At 71.6% G+C, this 19,627-nt stretch carries 19 protein-coding genes and 1 pseudogene; 11 read left to right on the plus strand and 9 right to left on the minus strand.

From position 1 onward, the window contains the following. Positions 1-143: 143 nt before the first annotated feature. The 4 genes from ACZ45T_RS31515 to ACZ45T_RS31530 form a co-directional block, all read right to left on the minus strand. Entirely contained in the window at positions 144-851 is a 708-nt protein-coding gene (locus ACZ45T_RS31515) for a hypothetical protein (protein ID WP_468447317.1), read from the minus strand. 248 nt (positions 852-1,099) lie between these two features. Then, on the minus strand, positions 1,100-1,708 hold the full coding sequence (locus tag ACZ45T_RS31520; RefSeq protein ID WP_468447319.1) for a hypothetical protein: 609 nt from the start codon (positions 1,706-1,708) through the stop codon (positions 1,100-1,102). A 204-nt stretch (positions 1,709-1,912) separates the two neighbouring features. Next, a complete protein-coding gene (locus ACZ45T_RS31525) occupies positions 1,913-3,523 on the minus strand; it encodes an alpha/beta hydrolase (protein WP_468447321.1) in 1,611 nt (536 codons plus the stop codon). A 662-nt stretch (positions 3,524-4,185) separates the two neighbouring features. Continuing rightward, the gene (locus tag ACZ45T_RS31530; protein WP_468447323.1) at positions 4,186-4,806 is read right to left on the minus strand and encodes a hypothetical protein; all 621 of its coding nucleotides are present in this window, start codon (positions 4,804-4,806) and stop codon (positions 4,186-4,188) included. A 286-nt stretch (positions 4,807-5,092) separates the two neighbouring features. On the opposite strand from ACZ45T_RS31530, the gene ACZ45T_RS31535 reads away from it, so the two are divergent. Beyond that, positions 5,093-5,236, plus strand: a complete 144-nt coding sequence (locus tag ACZ45T_RS31535) for a hypothetical protein (RefSeq protein ID WP_468447325.1) — start codon at positions 5,093-5,095, stop codon at positions 5,234-5,236. Between the two features lie 202 nt (positions 5,237-5,438). After that, positions 5,439-5,591 (plus strand): hypothetical protein, encoded by a 153-nt coding sequence (locus tag ACZ45T_RS31540; protein ID WP_468447327.1) that lies wholly within the window; start codon positions 5,439-5,441, stop codon positions 5,589-5,591. A 218-nt stretch (positions 5,592-5,809) separates the two neighbouring features. Here the strand turns inward: ACZ45T_RS31540 and ACZ45T_RS31545 are convergent, their stop codons facing one another. Next, positions 5,810-6,493: a TetR/AcrR family transcriptional regulator C-terminal domain-containing protein gene (locus ACZ45T_RS31545; RefSeq protein ID WP_468447329.1), complete on the minus strand. Its 684-nt coding sequence runs from the start codon at positions 6,491-6,493 to the stop codon at positions 5,810-5,812. A gap of 119 nt (positions 6,494-6,612) precedes the next feature. Between ACZ45T_RS31545 and ACZ45T_RS31550 the strand changes: the two genes are divergently transcribed. Next, entirely contained in the window at positions 6,613-7,317 is a 705-nt protein-coding gene (locus tag ACZ45T_RS31550) for a DUF4386 domain-containing protein (protein WP_468447331.1), read from the plus strand. Positions 7,318-7,645: 328 nt separating this feature from the next. On the opposite strand, the gene ACZ45T_RS31555 is transcribed toward ACZ45T_RS31550, so the two are convergent. Continuing rightward, complete coding sequence (locus ACZ45T_RS31555; RefSeq protein ID WP_468447333.1) at positions 7,646-8,788, minus strand: FAD-dependent monooxygenase; 1,143 nt, start codon at positions 8,786-8,788, stop codon at positions 7,646-7,648. A 35-nt stretch (positions 8,789-8,823) separates the two neighbouring features. Here ACZ45T_RS31555 and ACZ45T_RS31560 point away from each other — a divergent pair. Beyond that, positions 8,824-9,164 (plus strand): annotated as a pseudogene (locus tag ACZ45T_RS31560) (TetR family transcriptional regulator C-terminal domain-containing protein). A gap of 39 nt (positions 9,165-9,203) precedes the next feature. Here ACZ45T_RS31560 and ACZ45T_RS31565 read toward each other — a convergent pair. Further along, positions 9,204-10,160 (minus strand): helix-turn-helix domain-containing protein, encoded by a 957-nt coding sequence (locus ACZ45T_RS31565; RefSeq protein ID WP_468447335.1) that lies wholly within the window; start codon positions 10,158-10,160, stop codon positions 9,204-9,206. A gap of 466 nt (positions 10,161-10,626) precedes the next feature. On the opposite strand from ACZ45T_RS31565, the gene ACZ45T_RS31570 reads away from it, so the two are divergent. From ACZ45T_RS31570 to ACZ45T_RS31580, 3 genes are all read left to right on the plus strand, one after another. After that, the gene (locus tag ACZ45T_RS31570; RefSeq protein ID WP_468447337.1) at positions 10,627-12,018 is read left to right on the plus strand and encodes an MFS transporter; all 1,392 of its coding nucleotides are present in this window, start codon (positions 10,627-10,629) and stop codon (positions 12,016-12,018) included. A gap of 83 nt (positions 12,019-12,101) precedes the next feature. Further along, positions 12,102-14,018 (plus strand): helix-turn-helix domain-containing protein, encoded by a 1,917-nt coding sequence (locus tag ACZ45T_RS31575; protein ID WP_468447339.1) that lies wholly within the window; start codon positions 12,102-12,104, stop codon positions 14,016-14,018. A gap of 37 nt (positions 14,019-14,055) precedes the next feature. Next, a complete protein-coding gene (locus ACZ45T_RS31580) occupies positions 14,056-14,799 on the plus strand; it encodes an SOS response-associated peptidase (RefSeq protein ID WP_468447341.1) in 744 nt (247 codons plus the stop codon). Between the two features lie 9 nt (positions 14,800-14,808). Here ACZ45T_RS31580 and ACZ45T_RS31585 read toward each other — a convergent pair whose 3' ends face one another. Continuing rightward, positions 14,809-15,717: an oxidoreductase gene (locus ACZ45T_RS31585; RefSeq protein WP_468447343.1), complete on the minus strand. Its 909-nt coding sequence runs from the start codon at positions 15,715-15,717 to the stop codon at positions 14,809-14,811. Between the two features lie 112 nt (positions 15,718-15,829). On the opposite strand from ACZ45T_RS31585, the gene ACZ45T_RS31590 reads away from it, so the two are divergent. The 4 genes from ACZ45T_RS31590 to ACZ45T_RS31605 all read left to right on the plus strand — a co-directional run bounded on the left by ACZ45T_RS31590 (position 15,830) and on the right by ACZ45T_RS31605 (position 18,575). Continuing rightward, complete coding sequence (locus ACZ45T_RS31590; RefSeq protein WP_468447383.1) at positions 15,830-16,771, plus strand: ArsR/SmtB family transcription factor; 942 nt, start codon at positions 15,830-15,832, stop codon at positions 16,769-16,771. A gap of 162 nt (positions 16,772-16,933) precedes the next feature. Beyond that, positions 16,934-17,362 carry a hypothetical protein gene (locus ACZ45T_RS31595; RefSeq protein WP_468447345.1) on the plus strand — a complete coding sequence of 143 codons (429 nt, stop codon included), beginning with the start codon at positions 16,934-16,936 and terminating at the stop codon, positions 17,360-17,362. Further along, positions 17,356-17,589, plus strand: a complete 234-nt coding sequence (locus ACZ45T_RS31600) for a helix-turn-helix transcriptional regulator (RefSeq protein WP_468447347.1) — start codon at positions 17,356-17,358, stop codon at positions 17,587-17,589. Before ACZ45T_RS31595 ends, ACZ45T_RS31600 begins: the two co-directional genes overlap by 7 nt. Beyond that, positions 17,586-18,575 (plus strand): NAD(P)-dependent alcohol dehydrogenase, encoded by a 990-nt coding sequence (locus ACZ45T_RS31605; protein WP_468447349.1) that lies wholly within the window; start codon positions 17,586-17,588, stop codon positions 18,573-18,575. Before ACZ45T_RS31600 ends, ACZ45T_RS31605 begins: the two co-directional genes overlap by 4 nt. On the opposite strand, the gene ACZ45T_RS31610 is transcribed toward ACZ45T_RS31605, so the two are convergent. Beyond that, positions 18,572-19,591, minus strand: a complete 1,020-nt coding sequence (locus ACZ45T_RS31610) for an endonuclease/exonuclease/phosphatase family protein (RefSeq protein WP_468447351.1) — start codon at positions 19,589-19,591, stop codon at positions 18,572-18,574. The genes ACZ45T_RS31605 and ACZ45T_RS31610 overlap by 4 nt on opposite strands. Positions 19,592-19,627 lie beyond the last annotated feature (36 nt).

Here is a 19,627-nt window from a genome sequence, read left to right on the forward strand (position 1 = left end):
GTGAGGAAGGCATGCTCACGGCGGACGCGTAGCACGTCGCTGCATCCGTCGGTGATGATCAGAATAGGTCGTCGTCGGCAGGAAAGTCAGGTGCCTTTTCCAGCCCTGGACCCCGCTCCCGGTGAACTGCCGCCGTGGGCGGTTCAGATAGCCGCGGCCGCGTAGTGGTCGAGGTACTTCTGGAGGTGGGGGGCCAACGTGACGTCCGGGTTGGTGGTGTTCAGGTGCATCCACAGCTCGTTCTCCACCATGAAGCGGTAGGCGAACTCCTCGAAGGTCGAGGCGCACCGCACGAGTGAGCCCGCCGCTGCGGCACGGAACTGGGCCGCCTCCGCCTCGTTCAGCTCCTGCCCGGCGAGCTCCAGGTCCAGGTGCGAGCAGATCACGGACGTCTCCCCGGAGGGGCGCAGGTACAGGTACCAGATGACGCAGTCCTGCTGGTCCCGCAGGAACCGTACGAGGCGGGCGCCGTCCTCGGCCGGGCTCTGGAGCGGTCCGGACAGATCGCTCCAGCAGGCCGTCACCGACACCTCGTCGAACGCGCGGCAGAGGCTGCCGCTGCTGTAGAAGGTGCGGAAGTCGGCGGGAAGGTGGAGGCCGAGGGGCGCCAAGTCTGCCTCCACGGTCGCGAGGTGCTCCACGTGACCCGACCGCGGCCCGTCCTGTGCACCCGGCCCGCCCAGCCACCCGAAGGCGCCGTCGAGGCCGCTGGCGTCCAGGGAGGGCAGGCTCTCCAACGGGTAGACCTCGTAGGTGAACTCGCACGGCCGGTAGGAGCCCAGGTCGGTGGCACACCATCCGGTGGGGAGGTGGAAGGGCGCGGGGGCGGGTACGAGTGCGGGTGCGGACATGGCGATTTCCTTGGATGTTGCCGGTTCAGCGGTACGGTCACATCCTCGTACCCGTCACTGACAACGGACCCTGCCGCTCTTGCCACTCACTCGCCCTTCACCCGCTGTCAGACGGAACGAGCTAGCGAGATCAACGACACCACGTTCACCTGCATCAGCGTCCAGACCCGCTGACACCCCCGGGACTGGCGGCAGCGGTCGGCGCCACCGGCGTCCGACTGCAGCCGGCCCTTCGGGGGCTCTCCACGTCAGTCCAGAGTGAGCTGGAAGTACGCGGTTTCCCGGAAGCCCGCGGCCGGCGGGTCGACTTCCACGGTGACCGGGATCCCCTTCCTGCTCGGCTTGACGCGGACCGGAACGGTGCGCTTCTTGTCCGTGCCCAGTGGTGGCATGAGGGCGGCTGTCGACTCTCGCCGGTTCAGCCAGGTCAGGCTGTACCCCGAGGCGTAGTCGTCGAGCGACTGGCCCGCGCGGACGACCAGGGGTGCGGAGCCGTATTCCGACACGCCGGCGTCGAACGACTCCCCGCCGGGGCGGAGCTCTTCGTCGGTGTCGTTCTCGTAGGTCACGGTGAGGCTGTAGGTGCCGTCGGACTCCGGGCGCGGTCGGCTGACGGTTACCTTGAGGCCGTCCTCGTACCGGGCGGTCGTGCCGGAGCCGAGGGGGTCTGCCACGGATCCGGAAGGACCGCTCTGTTCCAGCTGACCGTAGCCGTCGAGGCCCTTCTCGAACTCGGCCAGTGCCCAAGCTCCCAGAACGGCCAGGACGGTGAGGACGCCGATGGCGATCGCGCAGCCTTTGAACCACCGCGGGTTGTCCGCAGTCGGGGTGTCGGTGGGGGTCGGGTCCGTGTCCATACAGGTCACGGTAGGAGCGGCCGGCGCGCGGATCATGAGCAGGCGTACTCAAAGACCGCCTGAGTAGCCTCGTACGTCAGCTCCTGCGCGCTGCCGCGACTCAGCGCCGCCAGTGCCCCGCCGCCGGCGCGTCGGGCGGACCCTCGGGCCGCAGCCGATGGTCGGCTGCGGCCCGACTCGGCGGCCGGCGCTCTGGCCAGGTGCTCAGTGGAGGGCGGGGATCACATCGCGCGTCTCGTCGACCTCGATGCCCGCAGCGGTGAGGCGGCCGAGCGGTCCCGGGGGCGTCTCGTCCGCGCAGACGGTACCCCGTGCGGGCAGCGCCAGGGTGGCGAGGTAGTCCGTGACCAGCGCGCTGACGCAGGCGCTCCGGTTGTACGCGGTGTGTCCTTCACCGGCGAAGGTCAGCAGCCGTCCGTTGTCCAGCGTCCCGGCGAGGGCCACGGCGTCCTGGTACGGGGTGTCCGGGTCCCCGGTCGTGCCGAGGACCAGGATCGGGGCGGAACCGGCCGCCCGGTAGGAGCCCTCGAAGCGGCTCGGGCGCTCCGCCGGCCACTGGGCGCAGGTGGGCGCGTGGTTGTGGTCGTAAGTGGGCGGCCCGAGGCCGATGGGGGGTCCCAGCAGCGGAGCGGCGGCCACGTGGGCGCTGACCAGCGCGCCCAGGAGCAGGGGACTGGTCGGGTAGACCCGGTCGGCGCACTCGACCGCCATGTTGACGTTGAGGAAGTCGAAGGACGCCGGTGAGGGCGGGTTCAGCAGGAACGAACTTTGGCGTGCCTGGGCCGCGTGCAGGGCCTGTCCCAGGTACGGCCAGATCTCCTTGCCCGAGTTGATGTTGAACATCAGACGGTAGGCGAGGGTGTAGCCGGTGGCCGGGCGCCCGCTCGCGGTGATGACGGGGTCGGCGTCCAGTGCCCGCTTGAGCTGTTCGAACGCCTGCCGCGGCCGGCCCTCGCCGAACCCGCAGGCGGTGGCGTTCTGCGCGCACCAGTCCAGGAACCGGCCGACCGCCGCGTCCAGGGCGACGAACTGCGCGGCGTCGTAGGCGTACGGCACATCGGCGTAGCGCTTCGGATCGTAGGCCCCGTCCAGGACCATGGCGCGGACGCGACGGGGGAACTGCGCGGCATAGACGGTGCCGACGTAGCTGCCGAAGGAACGGCCGTAGAAGGAGAGCATCTCCTCGCCGAGGGCTTGGCGGAGCAGGTCGATGTCCTTGGCGTTCGAGGCGGTGCCGATGAACGGCACGAGGTCACCGGACCGTTGCTGACAGGCGGTGGCGAAGTCGAGGCCCTGCCGGATGGCGCCGTGCAGGGCGCCCGGGCCGGGTACGCCGCGTGCGGCGTCGACGGCGGCGGAATACTCCACGTCGTTCCAGCACTCCGCTTGTCCGCTGCGCGCCACGCCGCGCATGTCGTACCCGACGACGTCGAAGGCGTCACGGAGGGAGGCGGGCAGCGCGTCGTAGCTGTTACGGGCGAAGTTCACACCGGAGTTGCCGGGTCCGCCGGGGTGCAGCAGCAGGACACCGGTCCGGTGGGCCCGGTCGGTCGCGACCCGCCGGGTGACCGCCAGCGGGATCGTACGCCCGGTGGGTTGGCGGTAGTCCAGCGGTACTTGGGCGGTCGCGCACTCGAAACCGTCCCCCGGGTCGGCGCAGGGACCCCAGGACAGGACGGGCACGGGCGGGGCGGCGGGGGTCGTCGCCGTGGCGGCCCCGGGCGCCGTCCCGAGGAGCGCGGTGACCGCGATCAGGGCGAGGGTCATCCCCCACACCACTCGCCTGCGCGGTTCATCAGCCGAACGGGTCTGCATGCGGCGATCCTCCGTCGTGGGTGTTGCGGGAGGGCGACAACGTAGCCGCCGGCCGACGCCCGTGTCGGCCCACCAGGAGTTGATTTCTCCGTACCACGAGGAGGTGACCCGCCTTCCCCCTGGGGGAGAGTCCGGCTACAACCAGAGTTGTATGCGTGCGAGCAACTGGAGCGAATCCGCACGAGCCTGGAGAGATGCAGCGACGAGGGGATCACCCCCTTGGAGCGTCTGCTGACGGCATTGCGCACCGGAGCGGAACCCCACCGCACCGCTGGACGCGCTCCACGAGGCGCTACTGGTGCCCGGCGAGGCCGCGGGGATTTACGGTCGGGCGCCAGGCTTCGGCTTGAACCTGCGCGGGGCCAGCCGCACCCCCCCAACAAGTGGGCGCCGCTGTGCCCGACCGGCCAGTGCTCGCGCCACGATCGGCCCAAAGGACGGGCACGCCGAGCTGCCGGGTCAGCGGCTTGCCCCTGCGCAGAGAGCGACTTTGGAAGTGGGTTGATTCCTCAACACGCTGGGGCAGAAGCGCGCGCTCGTGTCCGGCACCTTCCGAGAGTTGGTGCCAAGCGATCCGCAGTCCTGGCTGCCTGCGGGTCTGTTGGCGCAGTGGTGCTCCGGGCTGGGTTCCGTGTCCTGTGCGGTGGGGCCTGCGGGGTGAGTTACGGCTGGGGCTGGGTCTGGTCGGTGTTCGGGTCTGCGGGGGTGGAGCCGGCGGGGGTGTAGTAGACGGATCGGCCTTGCTTGGAACGCTCGAGGAGGCCGCGGGCGACGCCCTGCTCGAGGGTGTTGCGGATGACCGCCGCCTGGACCGTGCGTTCGGGGTGGGCGGTGCTGATGGTGGCGGTTACCTCGGCGGCGGACCTGGGTTCTGTCTGGCCGGCCATGGCAGCCGTGATGAGTTCGAGCCAGGAGGGGCCGCTCGTTTCCTTCTTCGCCTCGGTCTCGCTCGCGGCCTCAGGGACGCTCGGGGCCGTGGCGGCTGCGGCCTTGGGCTCCGCAGGCTTCCTCGCGCCCCGAGTGGCGCTGCGCGCGGGAGGCACTACGGCCCGCTTCGCGCCGCGCCTGGTGGCCTGCGCGGATGCGGGCTTCGACGGGATACCCAAGGCGTCCTGCATCTTCAGAAGGACCTTCTCGCCTTCCTGAAGCTCCTCGAGTTCCTGTTGCAGCCGCTGCAGTTCGGTTCGCCTCTGCTCTTGTGCCGCCTGGTTTGCCGAGAGGTCGCCGGCGATCTGCTGGGCGTAGTCGTCCTTGACGCGAGTGACGTTGGTGGTGGTGGTCATGGGTTCCTCGATGTCTGTTGTGAGGGGACGTTGTGCGCGATGGTACGCGCCATGTGTACCCGTGACGCCGGATCACGTACCAGGCTGAGTGCGGTGAACTACCAGCGGCAGGCCCAATCGGCAAACCTGGGAGGGGAAGCGGGCAAGTGAGCGATTCCAAGGGGACGACACTCGGCGGGGCTACGGAGACGAAGCCGACCGGGACCGTCCCCGTGGCCGCACAAGACTCACCGACTGGAACACCTGCCCGCAGTGTGACCGGTGGGCGCTCGGCGAGGACGTCCGCGTGCGCAGCGACCCGGAGAAGCCGGTCTACTTCTGCTTCGCCTGCGCGATCGGATTCGCCACCGTGGTGGCGTGCGATCGATGCAGCCGTCCTGTCGACGGCGCGGGCAACACGGGCACCGTGGTCCTGTGTGGGCTCTGTTGAACGAACGAGGAGGACGAGGCTCGGTACGGCCCGTCGCATGAAGGCCCCGAGGACTACGGATACGACGAGGAAGGGGACGGAGCACGGTGACCACCGAACTCGAGCTGACCGCCCCGGCAGTCGCCGAGCGCCGGGACCTCATCGAGCGGTGGGCCGCGCGCTCGGCCTGGCGGGCGCCGAGCCGGCGGAGCTTGCGGCGCACGTGATCGCCGTACCTCGCGGCCAGGCCGGCGGCGTGGGCGGCTTCCGACCGCGCGGCGACGATGGCCTCGTCCGGCTTGAGGCCGCGGAGCACGGAGCGGACGCCCTCGTTGCCGAGCAAGGGGCGCAAGGCCAGTTCCTCGGCAGGATCTGAATCAGCTCAGGATCGGTGAGGTAGCAGCCGAGGTTGTGGACCCAGTTGCGAGCAGATTCGTCCACAGCGATGTGGTCGCCCTCGATCGCTGCGTTGCGCGCAGCAAGCACGGCCAGCAACCCCTCCCGTTCCACGGCTGCGTGGTGGTCAGGTGCTGGACTCGAGCTCCCGTCAGCGATTCGCCGATCAGCGTCGCGGCCCCGCCCCCCCCGCACCCGCTACGCCTTCCGCGCGGACGTCCAGCCCTGGCGGCGGAGGTTTTCGAAGCCGTCCAGGAGGAGGTCCAGGGCGAATTCGAACTCGAACTGGTCGTCGCAGCCGCCACCGACCGTGGAGCCCCCGTCGTGTGCGGCCGTCGCGGCCAGTTCCGCGATGTGCGGGTAGCGCGCCGCCAGCCCGGGGTCCGGCGGGCCGGAGGGGCCCGAGGTGTCGAACAGTTCCTGGCTGAAGCCGAGCAGGCGGCTGCCCATCGCGTGCATGACGTGGTGCGTGAGGTCGGCGGAGAGGCCGCCGTCCCGGAAGCTCCCGGCCATCGAGTCCAGGTACGCCAGCACGGCCGGGGTGGGGCCGGTCCGCGACTCGATCACCCGGGCCGCCCAGGGGTGGCGCAGCAGGACCCGCCGGGCCGAGAGGATCCGCGCGCGGACCACGCGCTGCCAGTCGGGGCCCGCGGCCGGCGGGTCGATCTCGCCGACGACGGCGTCGGCCATGCCGTCGAGCAACTCCTCCTTGTTGGCCACGTGCTTGTAGAGGGCCATCGGTACGACGTCCAGCTCCTGCGCGAGCCTGCGCATGCTGAGCGCGTCGATGCCGGTGGCGTCGGCGAGCGCGACGGCTGCGCGCAGGACGCGGTCCCTGTTCAGCGGGATCCGTTGCGTTTGCGTGGCTTCCTGCCGGGTCATTCCGGTTCGGCCCCTTCCCTCCTCGACAGCACCCTCTCCTTGACGAGTGTACGACGTACACCTATGGTTGCTGCCAGGTGTACGGCGTACACCGCTATCGAGCGAGGGGTACCAAGAAGATGAGTCCGGACCGGAGAACCGCGGTGGCCGCCGGGTCGCTGTTCCTGCTGACCGAGGCCGCCGCGATAGCCGGGGCGGTTCTGTACCGCCCCCTGCTGGGCGCGGCGGACGGCCGGCTCACGCAGGGCGCCGACACGCGGGCGCTGCTCGGGGCGCTCTGCGAGGTGGCGCTGGTGGTGGCGGTGGCCGGTACCGGGGCGGCTCTGTTCCCCGTCCTGCGGCGCCACGGCGAGGGGCTCGCGCTCGGGTACGCCTTCGGGCGGCTGCTGGAGGCGGCCGTCATCGCCTTCGGGATCGTCTCCGTCCTGGCGCTCGTCACCCTGCGGCGGGACGCGGGGGCGGCGGACGGCGCCGACGTCGCGCTGGCGGCCGTGCACGACTGGACGTTCCTGCTCGGGCCCAACATCGCCCTCGGCCTGAACACCGTCCTGCTTGCGTACCTGGCGTACCGCGCACGGCTCGTGCCGCGCTTCATCGCCGTGCTCGGGCTGGTCGGCGGGCCGCTGATCTGTGCCTCGGGCGTCGCCGTGATGTTCGGGGCCTACGCGCAGCTCTCCGTGGCGGGGTCGGCCGCCGCGCTCCCGGTGTTCGCCTGGGAGCTGGGGCTGGCCGGGTGGCTGATCGTCAGGGGGTTCGGGCCCGGCTCGGGCGCCGCGGCCCGGGCCGACGGAGAAGTGGCTGATCCGGCAGGTGCCCGTCGGTGAGGCCGACCCGAGCTTGACGGCGGTGCCGTCCGGGGCGGCGCGTCGGCGCTGCCGCGGACGGCACCGTGTGGCCGCGAGCGGCGAATCGATCCGCCGCGGGCCGTTGGCATGGCGCCTCCTCTGGGTGACGCGCGTCGGGCGATCACGGATTTGATGCCGTGCTTCCGTAGCAGGCGGCGGTATTTGTCGAAGTCCTAGCCGCAGCGGCGCTACCCGCTCCCGCAGGTCGTCCGGAACACGATCAGTACGCACCCCGCCAGCGGCAAGACCCGCAGCTCGGCTTTGTCCCGGAAGGTGCCTCGTGGTGAGTGGGCGGGCGCGAATCGGATCAGTTCAGCCGTGGTGGGGCCCAGGCGTGGTGCCGAAGGATCATGCGCGTTGCGGCCCGGGAGGGAGTCAGTCGCATCGCCGTGTTCCGCAGGGCGACGGCCAGTGGGTGGGAGAGCTGCTGGCCCATCCTCCCGGCCTGCCGGGCGGCCCGCGCGATGGCCTGGCTGCGCGGTCGGCGCTCGGCGTCGTAGCGGGCGAGGGTGGCCTCAACGGTGGGCTCGGTGGCCAGCGCGGCGGCCAGGGTGACCGCGTCCTCCAGCGCCTGGCAAGCGCCCTGTCCGAGGTTGGGGGTCATCGCGTGTGCCGCGTCGCCGAGCAGCGCGGTCCGGCCGACCGTGTACGAGGGGAGCGGTGTGCGGAGTTCGTTGACGTCGTGGTGCAGCACGGCGGCGGGCCGGGTCGCGTCGAGCAGGGCGGGGATCGGGCTGTGCCAGGTGTGGAATCGTCCGCGCAGTTCGGCCAGTGGGTCGGCGAACCGCGTCCCGGCGGGGACGTTGAGGACGGCGTGCCACTCGGCCCGCCCGTCGTGGAGGGCGATGTGCCCGAACTCGGCTCCGTGCCCCCAGGTCAGCTCGAAGTCGGTGCGCAGGTCGACCGGCTTCTCGGTGATGGCGCGCAGCACCGTCGAGCCGCTGTAGACCGGGCCGGGGTGGAGTGGAAAGAGATGCTTGCGCACTGTGCTGCCGATGCCGTCGGCCGCCACCACGAGATCGGCGACGAGGACCGTGTCGCCGTAGCCGACTCGAACCGTTCCGGGGTCGATCTGCTCGACCGAGGCTGCCTCGGAGCCGATCAGCAGTGCCTCGGCGGGCAGGGAGTTGCGAAGCAGCCCGTGCAAGGTGGACCGGGGGATGCCCATGATCGGCGTACCCACCGCCTTCTCCAGCGCGGAGCCGTCCATCCGGGCCAGCCAACCGCCCTGTGGCGTGCGAGTGCCGCCGCTGTACTGGCCTCGCGAGGCGTCCCGTACCGCCTCGCCGACGCCGAGCTCGTCCAGTGCCCGCATGCCGTTGGCGGCCAGTGAGATGCCCGCCCCCGCGTCCTCAAGCATGGACGCGCGCTCGACGATCGTCACTTCCCATCCGATGCGGCGCAGGCCGATCGCGGCGGCCAGCCCGCCGATGCCCCCTCCGACCACCATGCCTGACCCACCGGGCAGTCGACCGCAAAGCGACCATGCCGCCCGGCACCACGTCGGCCTACTTCCGCACCCGAGCCGCGCTGCTCACCGCACTTGTCACACGCCTGGTCCAACTCGACCAGGCGGAACTACAAAGGACGCCTGTGCCGTCGAGAGCGTGCGTGACCCTGAGCTGCGCGAGATCCTCGTACCCCGCGAGAACGCCGGCCGCGAGGCCGTCCGGCTGTTCCTCACCGCGCACGGCGTGACGGACGTCGAGAATCGCACTCACACCCTGCTGACCTGCATCGACGGACTGATCTTCGACCAGCTGGTGAGCGGCGGCGAAGTACCGCGCGAGGCCCTCGAAGGCCTGGTCGCCGCCGCCCTGCGCTAGGCCCCCGTGGCCTCCACGGGCCTCCACGGGCCGCCCGGTTCACACGTGGCGCGTGCTGGACTGCCACTCCCGGGGCGACATCCCGTACGCGGTGCGAAAGGCCCGACTGAAGTGGGACGGGTTCACGAAGCCCCAGCGCTGGGCCACCGCAGAGACGGCGGGTGCGCTCCTCGACTGGCTGGACAGCTCCCGTCGGCACCTCTCCAGGCGCTCGCGATGGATCCAACGGCTCACCGTGGTCCCGTCCGACTGGAAGAGCTTGTGGAGATACCGGACGGACATGTGGTGCGCGTACGCGATCATCTCCGGAGAGAGACCTGGATCGGCCAGGTGCCGCAGGATGTACTCCTTGATGCGGGCCAGCATCCCGCGGGCCAGTTCCGACGCGTGGGGGTTCAGCAGCCCCTGCCGCTCGCGCACCAGCACCATCAGCAGATCGACGGCGGTCATGGCGAGTTGCCGGCCTGTGTACGGGTCGAATCCGGCCGCCCGGTCCGCCAGACGCTGAAGGTGGCCGGCTACCACTCCGGACGTGCCGCAGTGGCTGTCGAAGACGGTCCCGGTGATCGCCCGCAGTTCGGTGTCCGTCACGGCCAGCACCTCCTTCGGCATCCGGATCGACGTGAATCGGAAGTTCTCCGGCTGTTCCCTGCCGTAGGGCCGACCGGCGTCGGAGCAGGTGAAAGTGCCCGGGCGGACCAGGGCCTGGCGCCCGTCCTGGGTGAGCCGCCCGGTTCCCTGGTGCTGGAGCGTGACGGTCAGGTACTCCCCTCCGCCCCTGGAGATCAGGGAGTCGTTGCGCGACACGCTTGCCGGGCCGCCCTCGATCACCGAGATCTGGAGGGGGCCGAGTGCGTCGACGGTGATCGTCCCCACGCCGGGCTCGCGCTCGCGCAGCGTGACGTCCATGGGAACCAACGTGTCGGAGACAATGCTCTGCCAGTAGTCGGCCCGCTCGGACGGGGGGAGCGGCAGGATGGAGAGTACGACGGACATCATGACCCCTCGTCATGGTCGTGCGGACGCTCCCTGGAGAGCGTCGGAACAGCAGGAAACCAGTCTTGAACCATATGCTGTCGTCGCCGTCAGTCACCCGACCGGTGCTGTGTTCCGTATCCCGGCGCATGCCCGAAGCGCGGCCGTACTCGCACGTAGCGGGCCGCGATCGACTCGTCCCGCTGCCGGGGATCGATCGCGTACGCCCGCCAGTAGGACCGTGCGGCCTACCGCGTGAGTTGATGTCCCGTGGCGAAGAGCCGTTGTGAGCAGGCCGAACGCGTGTTTCCGGCAAGGGCCTGTCGGGGGCCTCCGGGCGCGCTCGCCGCGGCCGTGCCGGCCGTGTGGTGGTCGGGCACACAGGACGGTGCCTGAATGTGATGGTCCGCCACATACGCGGCTGACCTGGGGGCTTCTACGGTGTGGCGACACAGAACGTCTCCGCGACCACCTGGAAGTGGTGCACATGGTCTCCCCCGCAACGGCTGCGCCGGCCCGGTCCGGCATCGCGCGAATCATCAGCGCCAGCCTCATCGGCACCACCATCGAGTGGTACGACTTCTTCCTCTACGGCTCGGCCGCCGCACTGGTCTTCAACGAGCTGTTCTTCCCCGGCAGCGAACCACTGGTCGGTACCCTCCTCGCCTTCCTCACCTACGCGATCGGCTTCGCGGCCCGCCCCCTCGGCGGCCTGGTCTTCGGCCACTACGGGGACAAGATCGGCCGCAAGAAGCTCCTCGTCCTCAGCCTGCTGCTCATGGGCGGCGCGACCTTCGCCATGGGCCTGCTCCCCACCCACGCGAGCGTCGGCGTACAAGCTCCGATCCTCCTCACCCTGCTGCGCCTGGTCCAGGGATTCGCGCTCGGCGGCGAGTGGGGCGGAGCGGTGCTGCTCGTCTCCGAGCACGGTGACGACAAGAACCGCGGCTTCTGGGCCTCCTGGCCCCAGGCGGGCGCACCCGGCGGCAATCTGCTGGCCACCGGCGTACTCGCCCTCCTGGCGGCCGTCCAGTCCGACGCGACCTTCCTCGCCTGGGGCTGGCGGATACCCTTCCTGCTCTCCGGCGTGCTGGTGATGATCGGCCTGTGGATCCGGGTGTCGGTCTCCGAGTCCCCGGTCTTCCTGGAGGCGCAGGCCAAGGCCGCGGCAGAGGCCGCCGCCGGCGTCAGGGCGAGACCGCCTGTGGCCGAGGTGTTCCGTACGAACTGGCGCGGAGTCCTGACCGCGATCGGCACCCGCCTCGGCGAGAACATCTCGTACTACGTCATCACCGCCTTCCTCCTCGTCTACGTCACCACCCACCTCGGGCTGCCCAAGAGCGACGGTCTGAACGCCGTCCTGATCGGCTCCGCCGTCCACTTCGTCACCATCCCGGCATGGGGCGCGCTGTCCGACCGCATCGGCCGCCGCATCGTCACCCTCATCGGCTCGGTGGGCATGATCGGTTGGGCGTTCGCGTTCTTCGCGATGCTGGACTCCAAGTCCTTCCCGGTGATCGCCGCGGCCGTCACCGTCGGACTGCTCCTGCACGGAGCGATGTACGGACCGCAGGCGGCCTTCATCTCCGAGATGTTCGACACCAAGGTCCGTTACTCCGGGGCCTCGATGGGCTCCCAGCTCGCCTCCATCATCGGCGGCGCGCTCGCCCCGATCATCGCCGTGGCCCTGCTCCGCGACTACGGCTCGTCCCTGCCCGTCTCGGTCTATCTCGCCGCAGCCGCAGCCGTCACCACGCTGACCGTCCTGCTGGCCAAGGAGACCCGCGGGCGTAGCCTGGCCCGGGAGCACACCCCGGTCCGCGCCGCGGTTCCCGCCCGCAGCCAGGCCGGGCACGACCCGGTGTCAGCCGACAACTGACCCCGCCCGCCCGCCACACCGCCGCCGGACGCGCGGTGCGGCGGGCGCCGCCACGTCCGCGTCCAGCACCACGGAGAGCGCCGATGCCCACCACCGGAAAGACGGCCCGGACCGCCCTGAGCCACCTGCGGGACCTGCTCGATCTGCTGGATCAGGGCGCGCCGGCCGAGCGGTTCGCGCCACCGGCCGAGGCGGCCCGCGGCGGGGAGCTCTCCGAGCCGGAGGCGGCGGCCGTCGCGGAAGCCACGCAGGTCGCGCTCCGCATCCACCGCACGCTCAGCCAGCACCGCCGGCGCGAGGCCGAACTCGCCGCCCTCTTCGACACCGCCGGAGACCTCGCCCGCCTCAGGGACCTGGACGCCGTGCTGAAGGCGATCGTCCACCGGGCCAAGCTGCTCCTCGGCACGGACGTGACGTACCTGTCCCTCAACGACGACGAGGCCGGCGACACCTACATGCGGGTGACCGACGGCTCCGTCTCGGCCGCTTTCCAACAGGTGCGCCTGGGCATGGGGGAGGGCCTGGGCGGACTGGTCGCGGAGACGGCCCGCCCGTACTCCACCGGCGACTACCGCGACGACCAGCGCTTCAGGCACACCACGACGATCGACAGCGCCGTCATGGAGGAGGGACTGCGGGCCATCCTCGGCGTACCGCTGCGCCTGGGCACCCGGGTGATCGGCGTCCTCTACGCCGCGGACCGCACCGCCCGCACCTTCACGCCGGACGAGGTCGCACTGCTCTCCTCCCTGGCCGACCACGCCGCCATCGCCATCGACAGCGCCCGCATGCTGGACGAGACGCGCAGCGCGCTGGTCGACCTCAACGAGGCGTCGCGGACCATCGCGGCGCACAGCGACGCCATGCGCCGAGCCGAGGACGCCCACGACCGGCTGACCGACCTGGTCCTGCGCGGAGCCGACATCACCGACGTCGCGACCGCCATCGGCACCGTCCTGCAGGGCGGCACCCTCATCCACGACGCGGAGGGAGCCGAACTCGCCCGAGCGGGCACCGACTCCCGGCCCCCCTCCGCCGAGGCCGTCGCCGCCTCCGTCGCGGCCTCCCGGGCCGACGGCCGCGCCGTGTCCGTCCACGGGACATGGGTGTGCGCCGTCCTCGCCGGACCCGAACTGCTCGGCAGCATCGCCCTGACCGGCCGCGCCGACCTCGACGACGCCGACCGCCGCCTCTTCGAGCGTGCCAGCGTGGTCACCGCCCTGCTCCTGCTGCTGCGCCGCTCGGTCGCCGAAACCGAGGACCGCGTACGGGGCGAGCTGCTGGGGGACCTCCTCACCGGGGCCGCCGACCCGGCCAGCCTGCCGGCGCGCGCCCGCCGGCTCGGCGTGAACCTGAACCAGCCCCACGCGGTGTTCGTCCTCCACACCGAAGCCGCCCCCCGGCCCCGGCTGCTGGCCGCGGCCGCCCGCATCGCCCAGGCCCGCAGGGGACTGGCCGGGCTGCACCACGACGACGTGGTCCTCGTCCTCCCCTCCGATGCCCCCAGCGCCGCCGCCACGAGCCTCGCGAGCGAGCTGAGCCATGCCCTCGCCGGTCCCGTCACGGTCGGAGCCGCGGGGCCGGCCACCGGTCCCGCGCAATGCGCCGACGCCTACGCGGAAGCCCGCCGCTGCCGGACCGCACTGCGCGCGCTGAGCCGCGAGGGGACCGGGGCGGCCCTGCGCGACCTGGGCTTCCTCGGCGTGCTGCTCGGCGACCGGACGGACCTGGGCGGCTACGTGCGTCAGACCCTCGGCCCGCTGCTCGACTACGACGCGAAGCGCGGCACGGACCTCGTGCACAGCCTCCAGGTGTACTTCGACACCGCCACGAGCCAGTCCAGGACCGCCGAAGCCCTGCACGTACACGTCAACACCGTGGTGCAGCGCCTGGACCGCATAGGCCGGCTCCTCGGCCGCGACTGGCAGCGCCCGGAGCGCACGCTGGAGCTCCAACTCGCCCTGCGCATCCACCAGGTGAACCGCCAGGGCGGTGCGTAACCGGCGGGAAGCACGATCAGGTGGCAAGCTGGACGGCATGTGCGGCCGTTACGTCTCCACGCGCAGTCCCGAGGACCTGTCCGGGCTCTTCCAGACCACGCCCCCGGATCCGGGGCACGCCCTGGAGCCGAGCTGGAACGTCGCCCCCACCGACGCGGTGTGGGCGGTGCTGGAGCGCGCCGACCGCGAGAGCGGGGTGCTGGAGCGACAGCTGCGCCCCTTGCGGTGGGGACTCGTGCCGTCGTGGTCGAAGAGCCCGTCCGGCGGCGCGAAGATGATCAACGCGCGGGTGGAGACGGTGCACGAGAAGCCGGCCTACCGGCGTGCGTTCGCCCAACGCCGGTGCCTGCTGCCCGCGGACGGGTTCTACGAATGGCAGTCCGTCCCCGCCACCGGCACGGCCAAGGCGTACAAGCAGCCGTACTTCATCTCGCCCGAAGACAGTGCCGTGATGGCGATGGCCGGGCTGTACGAGTTCTGGCGCGACCCCGAGATCGCCGACGGCGACGATCCGGCGGCGTGGTGGGCGACCTGCACCATCATCACCACCGAGGCCACCGACACGGCCGGACGCGTCCACCCCCGCACGCCGCTCGCCCTGGCCCCGGCCGATTACGAGGCCTGGCTCGACCCGACCCACCAGGACCCGCACGAACTCCGCGCCCTGCTCGCCGCTCCCGCAGGCGGCCGACTGGACGTCCGCCCCGTGTCGACCGCCGTCAACAGCGTCCGCAACAACGGCCCCGAGCTGCTCGAAGACGCCCCCGCCCCGGGCCGCTGACGCCCTGTCCTATTCCCCGCCCCGGTGGAGGGCGTCCAGGACGGCCAGTCCGTCCTCGGACAGCCGCAGCGCGCCCGCGGCCACATTGGCGGCCAGGTGATCGGGGTCGCCGGTGCCGGGGATGGCCAGCACATGCGCGCCGCGGTGCAGAGTCCACGCCAGCCGTACCTGCGCCGCGCTCGCCCCGTGGGCCCGCGCGACGGCCAGCACCTCCGTGCGCTCGGCGCCGCTCGCGCCCGCCTGACGACCCGTGCCGGCGATCGAGTAGAACGGCACGAACGCGATGCCCCGTTCGCCGCAGGTGCGCACGAACGCGTCGTAGTCGGGCCTGATGCCGATGCCGTACTGGTTCTGTACGCAGACCACCGGAGCGATGGCCAGGGCCTCGGCCAGGTGGTGGGGGTGGATGTTGGAGAGGCCCAGGTGGCGGATGAGGCCGGCCTCCCGCAGTTCGGCGAGGGCGCCGAAGCGTTCGGCGATCGAGTCGGCGCCGACGATGCGCAGGTTCACCACGTCGAGGTGGTCGCGGCCGAGCTGGCGCAGGTTCTCCTCGACCTGGCCGCGCAGCTGTTCGGGGGTGGCGTGGGGCAGCCACTCACCCGAGGGGTCGCGCCCCGGGCCGACCTTGGTGGTGAGGACGAGATCGTCCGGGTAGGGGGCCAGGGCCCGGCTGATCAGTTCGTTGGCGGAGCGCAGGGGGGAGAAGTAGAACGCGGCGGTGTCGATGTGGTTCACGCCGAGCTCGACGGCGCGGCGCAGCACGCCGATCGCCGCGTCCCGGTCGCGCGGCACGGCGTCCTCCCCGAACGCCTCGCCGGTCTGCGGCAGGCGCATGGCGCCGAAGCCCATCCGGTTGATCTTCAAGTCGCCGAGCGTCCACGTGCCCGATGCCGCTGCGGTGATCGTCTCTGAGGTCATGTCAGGGATGCTGTCCCTCCCGTAGGCTGGGCACAATCGATTCGGACATGTGTGAATCCTCGGGGTGGCCGTGCTGGCGGAGCTGGCGTTCTCGACGAGCGACCTGGCGCAGATGCGGTTCGCCGTCTCGCCGATGTGGGAAGTCGGGCCCAGCTTCCGGCTCCTGGCCTCCGGCGCCGCACACCCCGTTCACCAGCCCTGGATCGAGCAGGTACGGCCGCGGGTGGCGGATGCCGGGCTGGACCGGGGCCTGCTCGCCGAGCTGATTCCGCCCTCGGGCTACGTGCCCGACTTCCTCAACCCGGCGCCTCCCGGACCCGCCCCCACGCTGGCGGAGGAGCTGGCCGGGATCCTGGCCGCCCCCGCCGCCCGGGTACGCCGGGACCTCGACCGCCTGGGGCGCGAGCAGGGCCGTCTCGGTCCCCGTTTGCGAGCCCTGTACGCAGAGCCGCCGGCCCGCCTGGACCGGGTCGCGGAGGAGATCGGGACCTACTGGGAACTGGCGCTCGCGCCCTACTGGGCGCGGCTGCGCGCCGTGCTCGACGCCGACGTCTTCCACCGGGCCCGCCAGGCCGCCGAACAGGGCCCGGGTCACCTCTTGGGCGGGCTGCACCCCTCGGTGAGCTGGGACGACAACGCGCTCCGGCTGGACCGCCGGCACCGGATGCTGTCCCGGACAGCGGCGGGCGCGGGGCTGGTGCTGATTCCCTCGGTCTTCACCGGGCCGGTCCCCTTCACCCGGGTGACGCCGCCGCAGCCGCCGCAACTGGCCTACCCGGCACGCGGTATCGGGGCGCTGTGGCAACCCCGTACCGCCACCAGGGCCGACGCCCTCGCCGCCGTGCTCGGCCGCTCCCGCACCCGGCTGCTGGCCGAGCTGGACAGCCCCGCCTCCACCACCGAACTGGCCCGGCGTACGGGGCTCTCCCCGTCCGGGGTGTCCCAGTACCTGACCGCCCTGCGCGACGCGGGCCTGGTCAGCGCCCACCGGGCCGGCCGCTCCGTGCTCTACGCCCGCACCACCGTCGCGGAATCCCTCCTCGCCGGGCAGTGAGACGGGCTTTCCTCCGCCCCGGCTCCTCCCCCCCGTCCCATTCCCTGGCCCTTCCCGCCCCGACCTCACTCTCGATGTATAGAAATCTTGACACCGTGTCCTGGTTGCTTGACACTCCAGGTGTCGGGTTTTCTTTACATCGAGGGTGAGAGCGGAGCGGCAGTGGCAATCGAGGAGAAACGTGCCTGGATCATGATCGTGGTCGCGATCGTGTCGTACGCCGCCTATCTGGTCGTCGTCCTCGGGCGCGCCGGGGACGCGCCCCTGGCTGAACAGCCGTATGCGGCCGCACTGTTGTGGACGGTCGGTGCGGCCATCGTCACCTCGATCGTGCTCCACATCACCGTGGCGGCGCTGTCGCCCGAGGAGGGGAAGACCAAGGATCAGCGCGACCGGGAGATCCACCACTTCGGCGAGTACATCGGCCAGTCGTTCGTCGTGATCGGCGGCGTGGCCGGGCTCGTCCTGGCGATGGCCGAGGTGGACCAGTTCTGGATCGCCAACGCGATCTACCTGGCGTTCGTCCTGTCGGCGATCGTCGGGTCCACGGCGAAGATCGTCGCCTACCGGTCGGGGTTCCAGCCGTGGTGAGGCCGACGAAGGTCACCAACGCGATCCGGGCCCTGCGCTTCGCCAACGGGGAGATGACGCAGGCCGAGCTCGCCCGCCGCATCGGCGTCACCCGGCAGACCGTCATCGCCATCGAACAGGGCCGCTATTCGCCCTCCCTGGAGAAGGCGTTCGAGATCGCCCGAGTATTCGCGGTACCGCTCGACCAAGTGTTCCAGTACACCGTGACCGAAGGAGACGACTCATGAAGGCCATCGTCCAGGACATCTACGGACCGCCCGCGGTCCTGCGGCTCGACGAGATAGACCGGCCGGTTCCGGGCAAGGGCGAGGTGCTCGTACGGGTCCACGCGGCCGCCGTCGACCAGGGCGTCTGGCACCTCGTGGCGGGCCTGCCGTACGCGATCCGCGCCGCGGGCTTCGGCCTCCGCAAGCCCAAGTCGCGCGTCCCCGGCCTGGACCTCGCGGGGCGGGTGGAGTCCGTCGGCCCGGACGTCACACGCTTCCGGCCGGGCGACGAGGTGTACGGCAGCGGCACCGGTTCGTTCGCCGAGTACGCCATCGCCAAGGAGGACAGGCTCGCGCCCAAGCCGGCGAACCTCGGCTTCGAGGCGGCCGCCGCCGTGCCCGTGTCCGCGTGCACCGCCCTCAAGGCCCTGCGGGACGGCGGCCGGGTCGAGGCCGGGCAACGCGTCCTGATCCTCGGCGCGTCCGGAGGCGTGGGCAGCTACGCCGTGCAACTGGCCAAGGCCTTCGGGGCGCACGTCACCGGAGTCTGCAGCGCCGCCAAGGCGGACCTGGTCCGCTCCCTCGGCGCCGACGAGGTCGTCGACTACGCAGCCGAGGACCCCACCGACGGCCGCCACCGCTACGACCTCATCCTCGACATCGCGGGCAACCGCCCGGTCTCCCGGCTCCGCCGCGCCCTCACCGCCCGCGGAACCCTCGTCATCGTCGGCGGCGAAGAAGGCGACCGCTGGATCGGCGGCAACCAACGGCAGTTGGGCGCGCTCCTGCTGTCCCCCTTCGTCGGCCACAACCTGCGCGGGCTCGCCTCCGTGGAACACCACAGCGACCTGGCGGTCCTCAACGAACTCATCGAGGCCGGCTCGGTGACCCCCGCCGTCGACCGGACCTACCCGCTGGCCGAGGCACCCGATGCCATCCGCCACCTCAGAGAGGGACAGGTGCGCGGCAAGCTCGTGATCCGCGTGGGCGGCCCGGACAAGGGCTAGGAAGGTCCCAGCGTGATGCGGGCGGCGATCGGCAGGTGGTCGCTGCCGGTGGCGGGCAGGGTCCAGACGTCGGTGGCCGTCGCCGAGCGGGTCAGGATCTGGTCGATCCGGGCGACGGGGACGCCCGCGGGCCAGCTGAAGGCGAGCCCCCGCCGCGGCGGACCCATGCGCGCGGTGACCGGGGCGAGCCCGCGGTCGTCCACCGTGCTGTTGAGGTCGCCCAGCAGGATCACGCGGTCCACGTTCTCGGCGGCGAGGGCCGCGCCCAGCAGTCGCGCGCTCTCGTCGCGCAGGCCGGAAGCGAAGCCGTTCGACCGGATGCGGATCGAGGGCAGGTGGGCGACGTACACGGCGATCTCGCCCTGCGGCGTGCGCACGCCGGTCCGCAGGCCACGGCTCCACTCCTCGCCGATCCCCGCCGGCTTGATGTCCAGCCGCCGGACGTCCGTCAGCGGATGCTTCGACCAGAGCCCGACCGTGCCCTCGACCGCGTGGTACGGGTAGTGCGGCCCCAGGGTCGCCTCGTAGACCGGCAGTGCGGCGGGAGTCAGCTCCTCCAGCGCGACGAGATCCGGCGCGCCCTCGATCAGGGCCCGTGCGGTGCCCGCCGGGTCGGGGTTCTCGTCACTGACGTTGTGCTGGACCGCCGTGATGTGGGGTGCGCCGTGGTGCGGGGCAGCGGGGAGGAGCAGCCCGCCGAAGAGGTGTGCCCATACGGCCGCGGGCAGCAGCAAGGCCACCAGCGCGGTGGCGGAGCGGCGTACGAGGGCCGGCGCCAGCAGGACCGGAACGGCCAGGCCGAGCCAGGGCAGGAAGGCCTCCAGCAGACTCCCGAGGCGGCCCACGCCATTGGGCACCGCGGAGTGGAACGCCAGCAGGGCGGCGGTCAGTACGGCGAGCGACGCGAGGACGCGCCCGCGCGACCAGGTCGAGCGGCCTTTCGCGTCCCTGCCCCAACGCCACCGGTCGACGCGGTGCGCACCGCTGTCCGCAGCGCTGTCCGCCCGCTCCGCCAAAGTCCCACCCCTCATGTGCTCCGGACTCGTACGACG

The organism is Streptomyces sp. NPDC030995 (assembly GCF_055571215.1).

Coding starts and splice junctions, on each gene's coding strand:
- ACZ45T_RS31585 (WP_468447343.1), bottom strand. CDS start 15,717: ATGACCTCAGAGACGATCACCGCAGCGGCATCGGGCACGTGGACGCTC.
- ACZ45T_RS31545 (WP_468447329.1), bottom strand. CDS start 6,493: ATGACCCGGCAGGAAGCCACGCAAACGCAACGGATCCCGCTGAACAGG.
- ACZ45T_RS31570 (WP_468447337.1), top strand. CDS start 10,627: ATGGTCTCCCCCGCAACGGCTGCGCCGGCCCGGTCCGGCATCGCGCGA.
- ACZ45T_RS31590 (WP_468447383.1), top strand. CDS start 15,830: ATGCGGTTCGCCGTCTCGCCGATGTGGGAAGTCGGGCCCAGCTTCCGG.
- ACZ45T_RS31550 (WP_468447331.1), top strand. CDS start 6,613: ATGAGTCCGGACCGGAGAACCGCGGTGGCCGCCGGGTCGCTGTTCCTG.
- ACZ45T_RS31605 (WP_468447349.1), top strand. CDS start 17,586: ATGAAGGCCATCGTCCAGGACATCTACGGACCGCCCGCGGTCCTGCGG.
- ACZ45T_RS31525 (WP_468447321.1), bottom strand. CDS start 3,523: ATGCAGACCCGTTCGGCTGATGAACCGCGCAGGCGAGTGGTGTGGGGG.
- ACZ45T_RS31520 (WP_468447319.1), bottom strand. CDS start 1,708: ATGGACACGGACCCGACCCCCACCGACACCCCGACTGCGGACAACCCG.
- ACZ45T_RS31555 (WP_468447333.1), bottom strand. CDS start 8,788: ATGGTGGTCGGAGGGGGCATCGGCGGGCTGGCCGCCGCGATCGGCCTG.
- ACZ45T_RS31565 (WP_468447335.1), bottom strand. CDS start 10,160: ATGTCCGTCGTACTCTCCATCCTGCCGCTCCCCCCGTCCGAGCGGGCC.
- ACZ45T_RS31515 (WP_468447317.1), bottom strand. CDS start 851: ATGTCCGCACCCGCACTCGTACCCGCCCCCGCGCCCTTCCACCTCCCC.
- ACZ45T_RS31580 (WP_468447341.1), top strand. CDS start 14,056: ATGTGCGGCCGTTACGTCTCCACGCGCAGTCCCGAGGACCTGTCCGGG.
- ACZ45T_RS31575 (WP_468447339.1), top strand. CDS start 12,102: ATGCCCACCACCGGAAAGACGGCCCGGACCGCCCTGAGCCACCTGCGG.
- ACZ45T_RS31530 (WP_468447323.1), bottom strand. CDS start 4,806: ATGACCACCACCACCAACGTCACTCGCGTCAAGGACGACTACGCCCAG.